The organism is Massilia sp. LjRoot122 (assembly GCF_964252725.1).
Lineage (GTDB): Bacteria > Pseudomonadota > Gammaproteobacteria > Burkholderiales > Burkholderiaceae_D > Telluria.
In genome coordinates this window covers 3,448,764-3,461,962 of the sequence record NZ_CAXUPB020000001.1, presented here as the reverse complement: position 1 = coordinate 3,461,962, position 13,199 = coordinate 3,448,764, and the positions used below count along the sequence as shown (strand labels likewise).

General features: G+C 65.3%; 13 protein-coding genes and 3 tRNA genes. 6 read left to right on the top strand and 10 right to left on the bottom strand.

The window, feature by feature from the left end:
* Nucleotides 1-7: 7 nt before the first annotated feature.
* The gene (tssA, locus tag ACSQ25_RS15080; protein WP_436106489.1) at nt 8-988 is read left to right on the top strand and encodes a type VI secretion system protein TssA; all 981 of its coding nucleotides are present in this window, start codon (nt 8-10) and stop codon (nt 986-988) included.
* Between the two features lie 58 nt (nt 989-1,046).
* On the opposite strand, the gene ACSQ25_RS15075 is transcribed toward tssA, so the two are convergent.
* The 3 genes from ACSQ25_RS15075 to ACSQ25_RS15065 form a co-directional block, all read right to left on the bottom strand.
* Entirely contained in the window at nt 1,047-1,634 is a 588-nt protein-coding gene (locus ACSQ25_RS15075; RefSeq protein ID WP_436106488.1) for a phasin family protein, read from the bottom strand.
* A 48-nt stretch (nt 1,635-1,682) separates the two neighbouring features.
* Nucleotides 1,683-1,880 (bottom strand): hypothetical protein, encoded by a 198-nt coding sequence (locus tag ACSQ25_RS15070; protein ID WP_436106487.1) that lies wholly within the window; start codon nt 1,878-1,880, stop codon nt 1,683-1,685.
* A 76-nt stretch (nt 1,881-1,956) separates the two neighbouring features.
* A complete protein-coding gene (locus tag ACSQ25_RS15065) occupies nt 1,957-3,861 on the bottom strand; it encodes a hypothetical protein (RefSeq protein WP_436106486.1) in 1,905 nt (634 codons plus the stop codon).
* A 140-nt stretch (nt 3,862-4,001) separates the two neighbouring features.
* On the opposite strand from ACSQ25_RS15065, the gene cueR reads away from it, so the two are divergent.
* A complete protein-coding gene (cueR, locus tag ACSQ25_RS15060; RefSeq protein ID WP_436106485.1) occupies nt 4,002-4,418 on the top strand; it encodes a Cu(I)-responsive transcriptional regulator in 417 nt (138 codons plus the stop codon).
* A gap of 81 nt (nt 4,419-4,499) precedes the next feature.
* On the opposite strand, the gene ACSQ25_RS15055 is transcribed toward cueR, so the two are convergent.
* From ACSQ25_RS15055 to ACSQ25_RS15045, 3 genes are all read right to left on the bottom strand, one after another.
* Nucleotides 4,500-4,584 (bottom strand) — tRNA-Leu (locus ACSQ25_RS15055).
* 47 nt (nt 4,585-4,631) lie between these two features.
* Nucleotides 4,632-4,716 (bottom strand) — tRNA-Leu (locus ACSQ25_RS15050).
* Between the two features lie 64 nt (nt 4,717-4,780).
* Nucleotides 4,781-4,865, bottom strand: a tRNA-Leu gene (locus ACSQ25_RS15045).
* A 331-nt stretch (nt 4,866-5,196) separates the two neighbouring features.
* Between ACSQ25_RS15045 and rnr the strand changes: the two genes are divergently transcribed.
* The 4 genes from rnr to ACSQ25_RS15025 all read left to right on the top strand — a co-directional run bounded on the left by rnr (nt 5,197) and on the right by ACSQ25_RS15025 (nt 10,204).
* Complete coding sequence (rnr, locus tag ACSQ25_RS15040) at nt 5,197-7,794, top strand: ribonuclease R (protein WP_436106484.1); 2,598 nt, start codon at nt 5,197-5,199, stop codon at nt 7,792-7,794.
* A gap of 3 nt (nt 7,795-7,797) precedes the next feature.
* Nucleotides 7,798-8,541 carry a 23S rRNA (guanosine(2251)-2'-O)-methyltransferase RlmB gene (gene rlmB / locus ACSQ25_RS15035; RefSeq protein WP_436106483.1) on the top strand — a complete coding sequence of 248 codons (744 nt, stop codon included), beginning with the start codon at nt 7,798-7,800 and terminating at the stop codon, nt 8,539-8,541.
* Between the two features lie 242 nt (nt 8,542-8,783).
* The gene (gene cysE / locus ACSQ25_RS15030; protein WP_436106482.1) at nt 8,784-9,521 is read left to right on the top strand and encodes a serine O-acetyltransferase; all 738 of its coding nucleotides are present in this window, start codon (nt 8,784-8,786) and stop codon (nt 9,519-9,521) included.
* 8 nt (nt 9,522-9,529) lie between these two features.
* Nucleotides 9,530-10,204 carry a YceH family protein gene (locus ACSQ25_RS15025; protein ID WP_436106481.1) on the top strand — a complete coding sequence of 225 codons (675 nt, stop codon included), beginning with the start codon at nt 9,530-9,532 and terminating at the stop codon, nt 10,202-10,204.
* Here ACSQ25_RS15025 and ACSQ25_RS15020 read toward each other — a convergent pair.
* The 4 genes from ACSQ25_RS15020 to ACSQ25_RS15005 are packed head-to-tail and all read right to left on the bottom strand — an operon-like array spanning nt 10,164 to nt 13,175.
* The gene (locus tag ACSQ25_RS15020; protein ID WP_436106480.1) at nt 10,164-10,976 is read right to left on the bottom strand and encodes a hypothetical protein; all 813 of its coding nucleotides are present in this window, start codon (nt 10,974-10,976) and stop codon (nt 10,164-10,166) included. The genes ACSQ25_RS15025 and ACSQ25_RS15020 overlap by 41 nt on opposite strands.
* A 5-nt stretch (nt 10,977-10,981) precedes the next feature.
* A complete protein-coding gene (locus ACSQ25_RS15015) occupies nt 10,982-11,947 on the bottom strand; it encodes a hypothetical protein (protein ID WP_436106479.1) in 966 nt (321 codons plus the stop codon).
* Nucleotides 11,944-12,801, bottom strand: a complete 858-nt coding sequence (locus ACSQ25_RS15010) for an ABC transporter ATP-binding protein (protein WP_436106478.1) — start codon at nt 12,799-12,801, stop codon at nt 11,944-11,946. The genes ACSQ25_RS15015 and ACSQ25_RS15010 overlap by 4 nt, the downstream gene beginning before the upstream one ends.
* Nucleotides 12,798-13,175 (bottom strand): GntR family transcriptional regulator, encoded by a 378-nt coding sequence (locus ACSQ25_RS15005; protein ID WP_436106477.1) that lies wholly within the window; start codon nt 13,173-13,175, stop codon nt 12,798-12,800. The genes ACSQ25_RS15010 and ACSQ25_RS15005 overlap by 4 nt, the downstream gene beginning before the upstream one ends.
* Nucleotides 13,176-13,199 lie beyond the last annotated feature (24 nt).

The window sequence follows — 13,199 nt, the reverse complement described above, 5'->3', positions numbered from 1 at the left end:
AGCCCTCATGCTGGATATCGAAACACTGCTGGCGCCAGTCAGTGCGGACCGGCCCTGCGGCGAGGACCTCGCGTTCTCGCCCGAGTTCGACGCCATCAACCGTGCGCGCCAGGCCGACGATCCCTCGATCGAGCAGGGCGCCTGGGTGACGACGCTGAAGGAGGCCGACTGGAAGTTCGTGTCGAAGCGCTGCATCGAGCTGATCGAGACGCGCAGCAAGGACTTGCAGCTGGCGGTCTGGCTGGCCGAGGCCGAGGCCAGGACCGCCGGGCTGCCCGGCCTGGCAGGCAGCCTGCGCCTGCTTGCCGCCCTGTGCGAGCGCTACTGGGAAGACGTGCATCCGCTCCCCGACGAAGACGGCAACGAGCGCCGCATCGGTAACCTGGCCTGGATCGCTGCGCGCATCGCGCCCCTGGTGAAGGAGGTGCCGGTGGCCGCGGGCGTGACCCTGATGGCCTGGGAAGCGGCGCGGGCGCGCGGGCCGGACAGCGTGGCGGAACTGGAAGCGGCGCGTGCCAAGGTGGCGCCGGCCGCGCGCCAGGCGCTGGCCGAGGCGGCGCACGACTGCCTGGCCGCGCTGGCGGAACTGGAGCGGGTCGTCGACGCGCGGCTGGGCGCCGACGGTCCGAGTTTCGGCGCCGCCCGCGCGGCCCTGCGCGACGTCGAGGACCTGGCGGTGCCGGACACGCCGCGCTCCACGCCGGCGCAGGCCATGCCCGTGGTCGTGGCTGCCGGCGCGCCGCTGCGCGTGCAGGGAGCGGCCAGCGATGGCCCGCTGCAAAGCCGCGAGCAGGCGCTGGCGCAGTTGCGCGCCGTGGCCGAATTCTTCCGGCGCACCGAGCCGCACAGCCCGGTCGCCTACCTGGCCGAGAAGGCCGCGCGCTGGGGCGAGCAGCCCCTGCACGCATGGCTGCGCTCGGTCATCAAGGATGAGGCGTCGCTGGGACGGCTGGAGGAATTGCTGGGGATTGAAACGGAGGGGAGCTGAAAGAAGATTTCATCCTGGAGCCCAGGATGAAATCTTATGTCATTTCTTAGGTAACTTATTACTCGGCTGGCTTTTGCGTGCCCGGCTGCACCAGCGAAGTCGCTTTCGCGATCTGGGCTTCGACGGTCTGCACCGCCTGGCGCGTGGCCTGGGTGACCTGCTCGTAACCCTTGAAGGCATTGTCGATCGCGGTCTTGATGATCTCGACCGCGTTCTCCGAGCCCGGCTTGACGTTCTGCGTCACGTCGTAGATCAGCGCCGACAGGGTGCTCTTGGCTTCGGCCACGTGGGTATCGGCGGCCTGGCGGAATTCCTGGTGCATCTCGTCGATGATGGACTTGAGCTGCTCGCGGTATTCCGCGGCGCCGGCGGCGCCCGGCTGCATGCGCGCATGCAGCTCCGCGATGGCCGCTTTCGGGTCGCCAAACTTGGCCATCCCCGCGGCCATCCCGCCCGTCATCCCCTTGGCCATTTCCTGGCCGGCAGCGATCGACCCTTCCATCGAGCTTTTCGCTGCATTCATGTTCAGCGCCATTACCTGTTCCACGCCCTTGACCGTCTTGTCGGCCAGGGTGTTGAAGGTCTGCATCTGCAGGTCGAACAGGGTCTTGGTGGCGTTGGCAAACTGCTCCGGACTCGTGAACATCGGTGTCTCCTCAGTATTGGAATAGATCGGATGAGTCTTGCTACCCCATTATTTAGCAACAATGAGTTTTTCGCAACGCGCGTCTCGGTAGGGGCCGCCAGATTTTTCCCAGCCGGCGCCCAAAGGCGTCTGCGAACAGGCGAGGGCGCCATTCAGCTTGCTGCGCCACTGGTAGTACGGCGCCGGGCCGGCGAGGGCGCCATGGGCCGCCAGTCCGAGCGCGAGGAGGAGAGTGAAGTGCTTCATGAGCTGTCGAGCTTACCCCCATCGTGCAACAAGTCAAGCATTGCGTCGACTTTCCTCCTCGCCGAACCACAGGCGCCTATGCCAGCCTGTTGTAGCGCAGCACGATCTCGTAGCGGCTGTCTTCGTCGTCGCTGATGTATTCGCGCCGTTCGCGGTACTGGCCGGGAATCTTGTCGAGCGGCGTTACCCTTACCCTGATTCCTTGCGGCGTGATATGTTCGCTCGCCGCGGGCAGCGGGACGTCCACATTGGTCAACCCGGCCAGGTCCTCGGCAGTCGGGCCGATGATGTCCTCGATGATCGGATCGGCCGGCGCCCACAGCGCAACGAACACATCGATCGCGACGACCACCGCGGCCGCGATGGCGGCGGCGATCAGACCCTTGAGGCCGAAGCCGGCCAGCTTCGACGCGATGCCGCCGGCCTCCTTGAGGTGGTCGAGTACGAAGGCCAGCTGGTCTTTCAGGATGTCGATGAAGGCATCGAGCGTGCTCTCGATCTGGCGTTCGAATGCTTCTTCGCCATCGATCTCGAAGCCCCGGATCGACAGCGCGGCACCCAGGATCGGCTGCTGGTGCGAGAACAGCAGGTGGTCCATGGCGCGCGTTTCGCCCGTGTCGACGTCGCCGAAGCGGATCGGCGCGCCGCCATTGGGCAACTGCGCCTCGCCGGAGCTCAGGTCGGGAAACAGCGGCAGCGCCAGGATCCGGATGCCGACTTCGTCCGAGCCGAAAGAAGCGGGAGACGTCTCCGCACGCGCGTACAGGGTCTCGCTCCTGATCTGGAAGCGCGCGCTCGACGGCGTGGCGACGCTGACGTACTCGACGTTCGACAGCAGCACGGGCCCATGGCCGGGGAAGGGACTGAGGTTGGGCACCGCGACCTGGAAGCCGTACACGCCGGACGGCAGGTCGGCGGGCACCTCGAAGCTGAGGCGGTCGTGCACGCGGCAGTCGAGGATGGTGCGGTCCTGCCCGCCGATGTTTTCCGAGAGCGGCGTCTCGTCGTCGCCGCACACCTGCGCCGGGACTTCGCGCAGCACCGTCCCGGGTGCCGACCGGGCCGATATCCGCACCGTCGCATCGATGCTGGAAAAGTTCACTCCCTCCAGCAGCACGCCCTGGCCCGCTTCGATCTGCGGCACACGCTGGCAGGCGCCGCTCAGGGTGTTGCCGGGGCAGTCGGTGGTCTGCACTTCGCATACCTGTTTCGGTTCGTTGCCTTCCAATATGACGCGGCAACGCTGCTGCAGTTCGTCCGGCGTGTACTCGCCCGCGGCGAGCGGCGGCGTGAAATAGCCGGTACGCAGACCGTTGACGCGGCAGATCCGCACCAGCGGATCGAAATTCTCTTCGCCGGGGATGTAGGGGCGCACCCGCACCCGTCCCGGATGTTCTTGCGTGGCACAGGCTGCGTCGCCGAAGGCCTGGACGCCGACGCGGTCGGCAATCTCCTGGGCAAAGCCCACCGACAATTGCTCAAGGTCGAGCGCCTGGTCGATGGAGGGCAGCAAACCGGGTGCGAACAGGCGCTTGCGCTCGCCATTGCTGAGGCTGTCGAGCGAATCGCTGGCACAGGCCAGTACCCGTTTCAGTTCCGCCGGCAGCCGGCGCAGGGTGGCAAAACCATGCTCCTCGAGCGCATTGGCGGGCGTTTTGCCCGCGAGGAAGCGCCGCGTCAGGTGGAAGAACGAGGCGCCGAGCGCGCTCGGGACGGGCTGGTTAGCCAGCAGCCTGTCGAGTTTGTTGCGCCGGCTCTGCTTCGGCTTGGCGCCGAGCGACACCGGCACGCAGGCGCCGGGAACGCCGGGCGGACAGGGATGCTCGCCATCCGGCGGCGGGCATGGCGCCCCGCCCGGCGGCGGCGCGGAGCAGTTATAGATATGGATGGTGCCGCTGTTCTGGATCTGGATGTTGATGCTGCAAGCGCCTTCATGTCCAGGCCGGGTAGTGCCCGACAGATTGTCTTTGCTCGATTTCATGATGTAATCTCCGTAAAGAGGCGGCCGCAGGCCGTGGATCAACAAGCAGACTCGACACTAGTGACCGTAGCGCGGGATCCGGCGAGGCCCTTGGATTGGGCTCAATGGCCGCGTCGGCCGCCGAAAAGGAGAAATCAGAAATGACCATGCAGCAAAGCAGCACGCTGCTCAATATTGGCGACGCCGCGAAGGCTTCCGGCGTGTCGGCCAAGATGATCCGCCACTACGAATCGATCGGCCTGCTCAAGGAGGCGAAGCGCACCGAGGCCGGTTACCGCGTGTACAGCGAAGAGGATGTGCGCGTGCTGCAGTTCGTCCATCGCGCGCGTGCGCTCGGCTTTTCGCTCGAGCAGATCGGCAAGCTGCTCGACCTGTGGCAGGACCAGGACCGCGCCAGCGCCGACGTGCGGGCGCTGGCGCGCACGCATATCGATGAACTCAACCGCAAGATCGCCGAGATGGAAGCGATGCGCCGCACCCTGGAGGCGCTGGCCTCGTCCTGCCATGGCGATGCACGCTCGAGCTGCCCGATCCTGGACGATCTGGCCGCGCAATAAGGGGAGGAGGTAAACGCAAAACGCCGTAAGCCTTTTTCAAAGCTTACGGCGTTTTGCGGGACCGTAGTCCTAGGTAGAGTTTGGTGCCCACGGAGGGACTCGAACCCCCACACCTCGCGGCACATGGACCTGAACCATGCGCGTCTACCAATTCCGCCACGTGGGCACTGATACTGCTACAACAAAACTGCTTGCGGAGATACATCCAGTAGATGGTGCCCACGGAGGGACTCGAACCCCCACACCTTGCGGCACATGGACCTGAACCATGCGCGTCTACCAATTCCGCCACGTGGGCACTGATACTGCTTACATCTCACAACGGTACAACGAACTGCTTGCGGAAAACTGCTCCGGTAGAGTGGTGCCCACGGAGGGACTCGAACCCCCACACCTCGCGGCACATGGACCTGAACCATGCGCGTCTACCAATTCCGCCACGTGGGCACTGAACTGCTAACTCTGCTACAATATCAGGCTTTGTCATTTTTCGCTAGATCAACTTTCGTCGGATCGCAGCGTAGAACGTACTTCCTGCTACTGCTTTCTCTCTCGCTTCGGCTTGCGGCCGTTGCTGAAGAGACCGAGATTATAGCGGAAGGATTTCAAAAGTCAAAGTCCCCGCGCTGGGGTTTCCACCAGACTTCCCCGAGCACGGTTCGCTGCATATGTTAGGCGAATCGCATCGCTCTCCGTTACACTACGCCTGTCAAGGTGTCAATCTATCCCCGGCGGCCGCATCGGCGGCGCCCATCACTAAGAGAAATAAGAAAACGATTTGAAGCAACCTACTCATACCATTCCTAGCCGCGAGGAAATCCTCGCAGTCTTTCGCAGTGCCAAGGGTCCGATCGGCGCGGCCGAACTGGCGCGCGCCCTCAAGGTCAAGCCGGCCGCGCAGGAAGTGCTCGGCCGCCGCCTGAACGCGATGGAACGCGACGGCCAGATCCGCGCCGACGTCAGCGGCACCTATCTGCTGGCCGACCAGTCCGGTTTCATCACCGGCCGCGTGAGCGCGCACCGCGACGGCTTCGGCTTCGTCATTCCGGACGAGGGCGGCGACGATCTCTTCCTGAACGACAAGGAAATGAACAAGGTGCTGAATGGCGACCGCGTGCGCGCACGCGTCACCGGCACCGACCGCCGCGGCCGCCCGGAAGGCACGATCGTCGAAGTCATCGCGCGCGCCAACACCCACCTGATCGGCCGCCTGATGAACGAAGGCGGCGTCTGGATCGTCTCGCCGGAAGACGTCCGCATCAGCCAGGACGTGCTGGTGGCGGACGGCCCCGGCAAGGCCAAGGCAGGGCAGGTGGTCAGCGTCGAGCTGATCGAGCAGCCTTCGCGCTTCCAGCAGCCCACCGGCAAGATCGTCGAGGTGCTCGGCGAACTGGACGACCCCGGCATGGAAATCGAAATCGCGGTGCGCAAATTCGGCGTGCCGCACGTCTTTTCCGCCGCCGCGCTGAAGCAGGCCAACCGCCTGCCGAACGAAGTGGTCGAGGCAGACCTGCTTGATCGCGTCGACTTGCGCGACGTGCCGCTGGTGACCATCGACGGCGAAGACGCGCGCGACTTCGACGACGCGGTCTATTGCGAGCCGGTCAAGATCGGCGCTACCCGCGGCTACCGCCTGCTGGTGGCGATCGCCGACGTCAGCCACTACGTCAAGCCGAACGATGCGCTCGACGTCGACGCGATCGAGCGCAGCACCTCGGTCTACTTCCCGCGCCGCGTGATCCCGATGCTGCCCGAGAAGCTGTCCAACGGCCTGTGTTCGCTGAACCCGGCGGTCGACCGCTGCACCCTGGTGTGCGACATGGTCGTGACCCAGGACGGCGAAGTGACGGCCTACCAGTTCTACCCGGCCGTGATGCACTCGGCCGCGCGCCTGACCTATAACGAGGTCGCCGACATCCTCGGCAACACCGGCGGTCCGGAAGCGCAGCGCCGCCCAGGCATCGTGCCGCACCTGCTGAACCTCAACGAGGTGTTCCGCGCGCTGCTGAAGGCGCGCCAGGAACGCGGTGCGATCGACTTCGAGACCACCGAGACCTACATCGTCTGCAATGCCGTGGGCAAGATCGAAAAGATCATCCCGCGCACCCGCAACGATGCGCACCGCCTGATCGAAGAATGCATGCTGGCCGCGAACGTGTGCGCGGCCGACCTGCTGATCCGTCACAAGCATCCGGGCACCTTCCGCGTCCACGCCACGCCGACCGAAGAGAAGCTGCTGCAACTGCGCACCTTCCTGAAACTGGTCGGCCTGAACCTGGGCGGCGGCGCCAAGCCGAGCGCGCGCGACTATGCCGAGGTGATGCAGAAGATCAAGGAGCGTCCCGATGCGGGCCTGTTGCAGACCATGCTGCTGCGCTCGATGCAGCAGGCCGTCTACAGCCCGGACAACGTCGGCCACTTCGGCCTGGCCTACGAGGCTTACGCCCACTTCACCAGCCCGATCCGCCGCTATCCCGACCTGCTGACCCACCGCGCGATCAAGGCCATCCTGCTCGGCAAGAAGTACGAGCCGAAGGGTATCGAGCTGGGCAAGCTGAATACGACGGTGTCGAATTCGGCGCGCAAGCAGGCGGCCAAGGACAAGGCGGCCGGCACCCAGAAGAACGAGAAGGACCTGACGATCTGGGACGCCCTCGGCGTGCACTGCTCGGCCAACGAGCGCCGCGCCGACGAGGCCTCGCGCGACGTCGAGAACTGGCTGAAGTGCTACTTCATGCAGGACAAGCTGGGCGAGGACTTCACCGGCACCGTGTCCGGCGTGACCCCGTTCGGCATCTTCGTCACGCTCGACCAGCTCTACGTCGAGGGCCTGGTGCACATCAGCGGCCTGGGTACCGATTACTTCCAGTACGACGAAGCGCGCCACGAACTGCGCGGCGAGCGCAGCGGCCAGATCTACAAGCTGACCAGCAAGGTCAACGTGAAGGTGGCGAAGGTCGACCTCGAGTCGCGCAAGATCGACCTGGTGCTGGCCGAAGCCGCCGAGAGCGTCCCGGCGCCGATGGAGCGCGCCCGCAAGGCCGCGGTCGATGCAATGGAAGGCAAGGCGCCCAAGGGCCGTAAGGGCAAGGGCGCAGCCGCTCCTGCACCGGTGCAGGCTTCGCGCTTCACGAGTACCGAAGACGAGGCCGGCGAGGAAGACGAGGATGTCGTCTTCGTGCCGCCGCCGCGCGTGCCGCGCAGTGCCCGCAAGCCTGCCGCCAAGACCGAGGCCAAGACCGCGGCCAAGGGCGCGGCCAAGAGCGCCGGCAAGACCGCCAGTAAAACACCAACCAAGCGTGCGTCCAAGAGCGCACCAGCAACCAAAGCGGTGGCCAAGACCCCCGCGTCCAAAACCAGCAGGAAGAAACAGTAATACATGAAAAATAAAATGTTATTCGGGTTCCACGCGGTGACCTCGCGGCTGCGCCACGAGGCCCAATCGGTGGAAGAGATCTTCGTCGACGCCGCACGCCAGGACCGCCGCATGCAGGACCTGATCGCCAACGCCAAGGCGGCCGGCGTACGCGTGATGCCGGTCGACGCATCGCGCCTCGACAAGATCACCGGTACCCGCCGCCACCAGGGCGTGATCGCCTTCGCCAGCCAGCTGGCGCTGGCACGCAACCTGGACGAGCTGCTGGACGCCATCGAAGGCCCGCCGCTGCTGCTGATCCTCGACGGCATCACCGACCCGCACAACCTGGGCGCCTGCCTGCGCGTGGCCGACGGCGTCGGTGCACATGCCGTGATCGTCCCGAAAGACCGGGCTGTGGGCTTGAACGCGACCGCCGCCAAGGTGGCGAGCGGCGCGGCCGAGAGCGTTCCCTATATCACCGTGACCAACCTGGCGCGCACCATGCGCGACCTGAAAGATCGCGGTATCTGGCTGATCGGCACCTCCGACGACGCCGACAAGGGCCTGTACGAAGCCGACTTCACGGGCCCGGCCGCGCTGGTGATGGGTTCGGAAGGCGAGGGCATGCGCCGCCTGACGCGCGAGACCTGTGACCTGCTGGTCAATATTCCGATGTTCGGCTCGGTCGAGAGCCTGAACGTGTCGGTGGCCTCGGGCGTGTGCCTGTATGAGGCACGGCGCCAGCGGATCGCGCGCGAGGGCTAACGGTCTTCACGTAAATTGGGTACCGGCCTTCGCCGGTACGACGTGCTTGTGCTAGTGGTAAGTCTCACTGTTAGCGAGACGCTAACGGGGTTTCCCCCTCAGCCGTAAAACCGTCATCCCGGCGCAGGCCGGGATCCAATCCCCTCGCTCAGCCACAAGCGCATCCTTCCCCCCGCAGTCCCCCCCAAGCAAACCCCCGCAACATACGCTACCATCCCAGTTGGTTTGCGATCATCCTTATTATGTTTTCCAACTTACGCGACGATATCCAGAGCATCATCCAGCGCGACCCCGCCGCCCGCAACGGCTGGGAAGTCCTGACCTGCTACCCCGGCCTGCACGCCGTGATCATGCACCGCTGGGCGCACGCCTGCTGGACGCTCGGACTGAAGTGGGTCGGCCGCTTCATCTCCTACCTCGCCCGTATCATCACGGGCATCGAGATCCATCCCGGCGCCACCATCGGCCGCCGGGTCTTCATCGACCACGGCTTCGGCGTCGTCATCGGTGAAACCGCCGTGGTCGGCGACGACTGCACCATCTACCAGGGCGTCACCCTGGGCGGCACCACCCTGGTGGCCGGCACCAAGCGCCATCCGACGCTGGAGCGCGGCGTGATCGTCGGCGCCGGCGCCCAGGTGCTGGGCGCGTTCACGGTGGGCGAGTACGCCAAGGTCGGCTCCAACGCCGTGGTCATCAAGCCGGTGCCCACTGGTGCCACCGCGGTCGGCAATCCGGCTCACATCATCCGCAAGGAAGACCAGTCGCGCAGCGCCCACCTGTTCGCCGCCTACGGCGTCACGCCCAACGGCGACGATCCGCTGTCGAAAGCCCTGCGCGGCCTGATCGACCACGTCGCGCGCCAGGACGAGCAGATCGAACGCCTCACCAACACCATGCGCGAGGCCGGCCTGTGCTGTCCGAAGGTGGCGGAGGGTGATAAACTCGATTCGGAACAATTGAACCGACTGGTCGACTGAGGAATCGCATGACGAATGAAGTGACGGGCACGCCCGACGGCGCCGTATTGGACCCGATGGAAATCCGCGTGCTCGCGGTGCTGGCAGAGAAAGAGGCGCTGACGCCCGATAATTACCCGATGTCGGTGAACGCGATCGTCAACGGCTGCAACCAGCTGTCGAGCCGCGACCCGATCATGCAGATGACCGACGAGACGGTCCAGGACACCCTGCAGCGCCTGATCGAGAAGAAGCTGGTGAATGCGATCTCGCAGGCCGGGGCCCGGGTCGTGAAGTACGAGCACCGCATGCGCATCAAGTGGACCCTGGAGCAGGACAAGGTGGCCGTCCTCAGCATCCTGATGCTGCGCGGCCTGCAGACGGCCGGCGAGATCCGGACCCGCACCGGCCGCCTGCACGAGTTCAGGAGCGTGCCGGAAGTCGAGACCGTACTGCAGTTCCTGATCGATAAATACCCGCCGCTGGTCGCCCGCCTGGACCGCGCGCCCGGCACCAAGGAGGCGCGCTACGGCCACCTGCTGGGTGGCGAGCTCCCTGCCTTCGAGGCGCCCGCCGCCGGCGCCGGCCTCGGTGGAGGAGGCGCCAGCCGCGTCGGCCAGCTGGAACAGGAAGTCGCCGCCCTGCGCGGCGAACTCGAGGAACTCAAGGCGCAGTTCGAGGCGTTTCGGCAGCAGTTCCAGTAGGCGCTTTCGGTTCCGCGAACGTCAGTTCGATCACGGCATCGTCGCTCCAGCTGAAGTTACCGATCGGTACGTGGAAGGTCCCTCCCTTGACTTCCAGTTTCGCCGAGCGGTTCGCGTCGACGAGCACTGCGCCGGCAAGCGGCTGGTCGCTGCGGAAGGGAAAGTGTGCTTTCTTGCTCACACCTTCCCAGCGAAAATCTTCCGGGTCGCCGAAGAAGTCGCACCAATCCGTCCGCAGCAGGATGGTATTGATGGTCAACACCCAGAAGGTCGGGATCTCCGCCTTGGCCATTGCCACCGTCACCTTGCACTCTAGCCGCAAGTCGCCCAGGCGCCGCTGGTTGGCGGACAGGCCGGGCGTGCGGATTTCGGGATCGGTGCGGTAGCTGCGGCGCTTGCGGTTCAGCTCCAGCTCGCTCTCCGCGTCCGCCGCAGCCTCGCTGCGCGGCACCACGAAACGCATGTCAGCATCGATTGCGATCGGCATGTTGAAGCCGCTGTCGCCCACGAGGCGAATCGCCAGCGGCTGCTCCGACTCGTCCTTCGCCTGCGACCTGAGCCGGAACCGCAGCCGATCGGCCGCAGGCGCCAGTTGCCGGTGCCTGTCGAAGGCATCCAGGCCGGCCAGGATGACCTTGTATTTGCGGACTTCCGGATTGCGCATGGCGTTCACATGCACGGGCTCGAGTTCGCGGACCGGCTTTTCCTCCGCGGCGGCAACGCTGCCGCAGAGGAGCAGGGCGCCGAGTGCGATCGCATGAATGGCGCGCATGCGAATCAGCCCTCGTCGCGCCAGCGGCGCAGGCGTACCGCGACGGCGATCATGGCGACGCCGATGGCGGCGGCGATCCAGACGCCCGGGCTGGCGAGCGTGGAGTAGGACACGCCCAGCAGCGTCATCGGATCCAGGCCGTACTGCTGGTTGATGACTTCGATGTCCGGCTGCGACAGCCAGATCCCCGGCACCAGGCCGCCCAGGCCGCGCACCACCACTTCGCTGACGAACCAGTCGACGTCGAACACGGTGTTCGACACGTGGCCGACGATGAAGTTGAACCACTTCAGCACCAGGGCCACGACCAGCGGCGTACCGACCGCCCACAGGAAGACCTTGGAGCGCGCCCAGCTCGACACCATCAGGAGCCAGCCGACGGTCGGCAGCGCCCAGATGATGTACAGCGGCAGGAAGGCCAGCAGGTATAGGGGGCTCAGGTAGAGGTTCGGCTCCATCAGCACCGGTGCGAACAGGTTCATGCCCTTGCCGGTGGCGCTGATCATGCCGAGCACCAGCAGCACCAGCGCGGTGGCGGTACCGATCGCGATCGTGATCACCGGAGCGACGACCAGGGCGGTGACGACTTTCGACAGCACGGTGTCGCGGTCCGACAGCGGCAGCGACTTCCAGAACAGGATGCTGCGGTCGCGGCGGTCGTCATGCAGGGCCGACAGGCAGTAGAAGAACACCACCACGGTCAGCACCAGGAACAGCGGCGCGGCCAGGCCCATGTAGCTCGAGGCGGCGACGTGGGCGATCTTGTAGCGCAGCGCCGACGGCACGCCCTGGATCGATACCACGGTCTGGCCGTCGATCTGGATGTTCTCGTGGCCGCCGAAGCTCATGGCGTACATGAAGCCCACGCCGACCAGCAGGACCATCGCGGCCGCCACCGCCACCGGCGTCCAGAAGAAGGCGCCCTTGTGCTCCCAGAACTCGCGCCGGAGCAGCCATTTCATTGTTTTCATGCGTAGGTTCCTTTCATGGTTGCCACGAACAGGTCGGCAACGCTGGGATTGCGGGTCTCACCGAGCTGGGCCAGCTGGGTGCGCGACACGCCGTCGAACAGCATCACCGACTTGCCGAACACGCTGCGCTGGTCGATCGGGGCCAGCGCATTCGCCGCGCCGACCTTGTCGGGCGGGACCATCACTTCGGTGTAGCGCTCGCCGATCTCTTCCATCGACGCGGCCAGCACGATCTTGCCGTCGCGGATGAACATCAGGTCGGTGAGGATGTGCTCGACTTCTTCCACCTGGTGGGTGGTGATGACGATGGTCTTCTGCTCGTCGAAATAATCTTCCAGCAGGTTCTGGTAGAACTGCTTGCGGTAGAGGATGTCGAGGCCCAGGGTCGGCTCATCGAGGACCAGCAGCTTGGCGTCGATGGCCATCACCAGCGCCAGGTGCAGCTGGACGATCATGCCCTTCGACATTTCCTTGACCTTCATGGTCGGCTTCAGCTTGGTATGCGCGATGTAGCGCTCGGCCTTGGCGCGGTTGAAGCGCGGATGCACGCCTTCCACGAAGTCGACCGCGTCCTTCACGCGCATCCAGCGCGGCAGGATGGCGACGTCGGCGATGAAGCAGACTTCCTTCATCAGGTCGTCGCGCTGGGTGCGCGGGTCGAAGCCCAGCACCGACAGCTGGCCGTCGAAGTCGATCAGGCCCAGGGCGGCCTTGAGCGTGGTGGTCTTGCCCGAGCCGTTGGGGCCGATCAGGCCGACGATGCGGCCGGCGGGAACCTCGAAATCGATGCCGTCGACGGCGCTGCGCTTGCCGTAGCGCTTGCTCAGGCCGCGTGCGGAGAGCACGGCATTCATGCTGAGCCTCCCGGAGCATTGCCTGCGGAGGCCTGCAGCAGTTGCTCGACGTTCAGGCCGAGGCGGCGGATACGTTCGACCATGGCCGGCCATTCCTCGCGGATGAAGCGTTCGCGTTCGGTGGCCAAGAGTTTCTCGCTTGCTCCTTCGGTAACGTACATGCCAATCCCCCTTCGTTTTTCCACCAGGTTTTCGTCGACCAGTTCCTGATAAGCCTTGGACACGGTGATCGGATTCAGTTGATATTCGGCCGCGATCTGGCGAACCGAGGGCAGGGCGTCGCCGGCTTTCAGAATACCGTCGAGCATCATGCCCACCACCCGCTCCTTGAGCTGGCGGTAAATGGGTGCGTTGTCATTCCAGCCGACTGTCATGTCCAGTCCTCCCTTGTCTTGGCA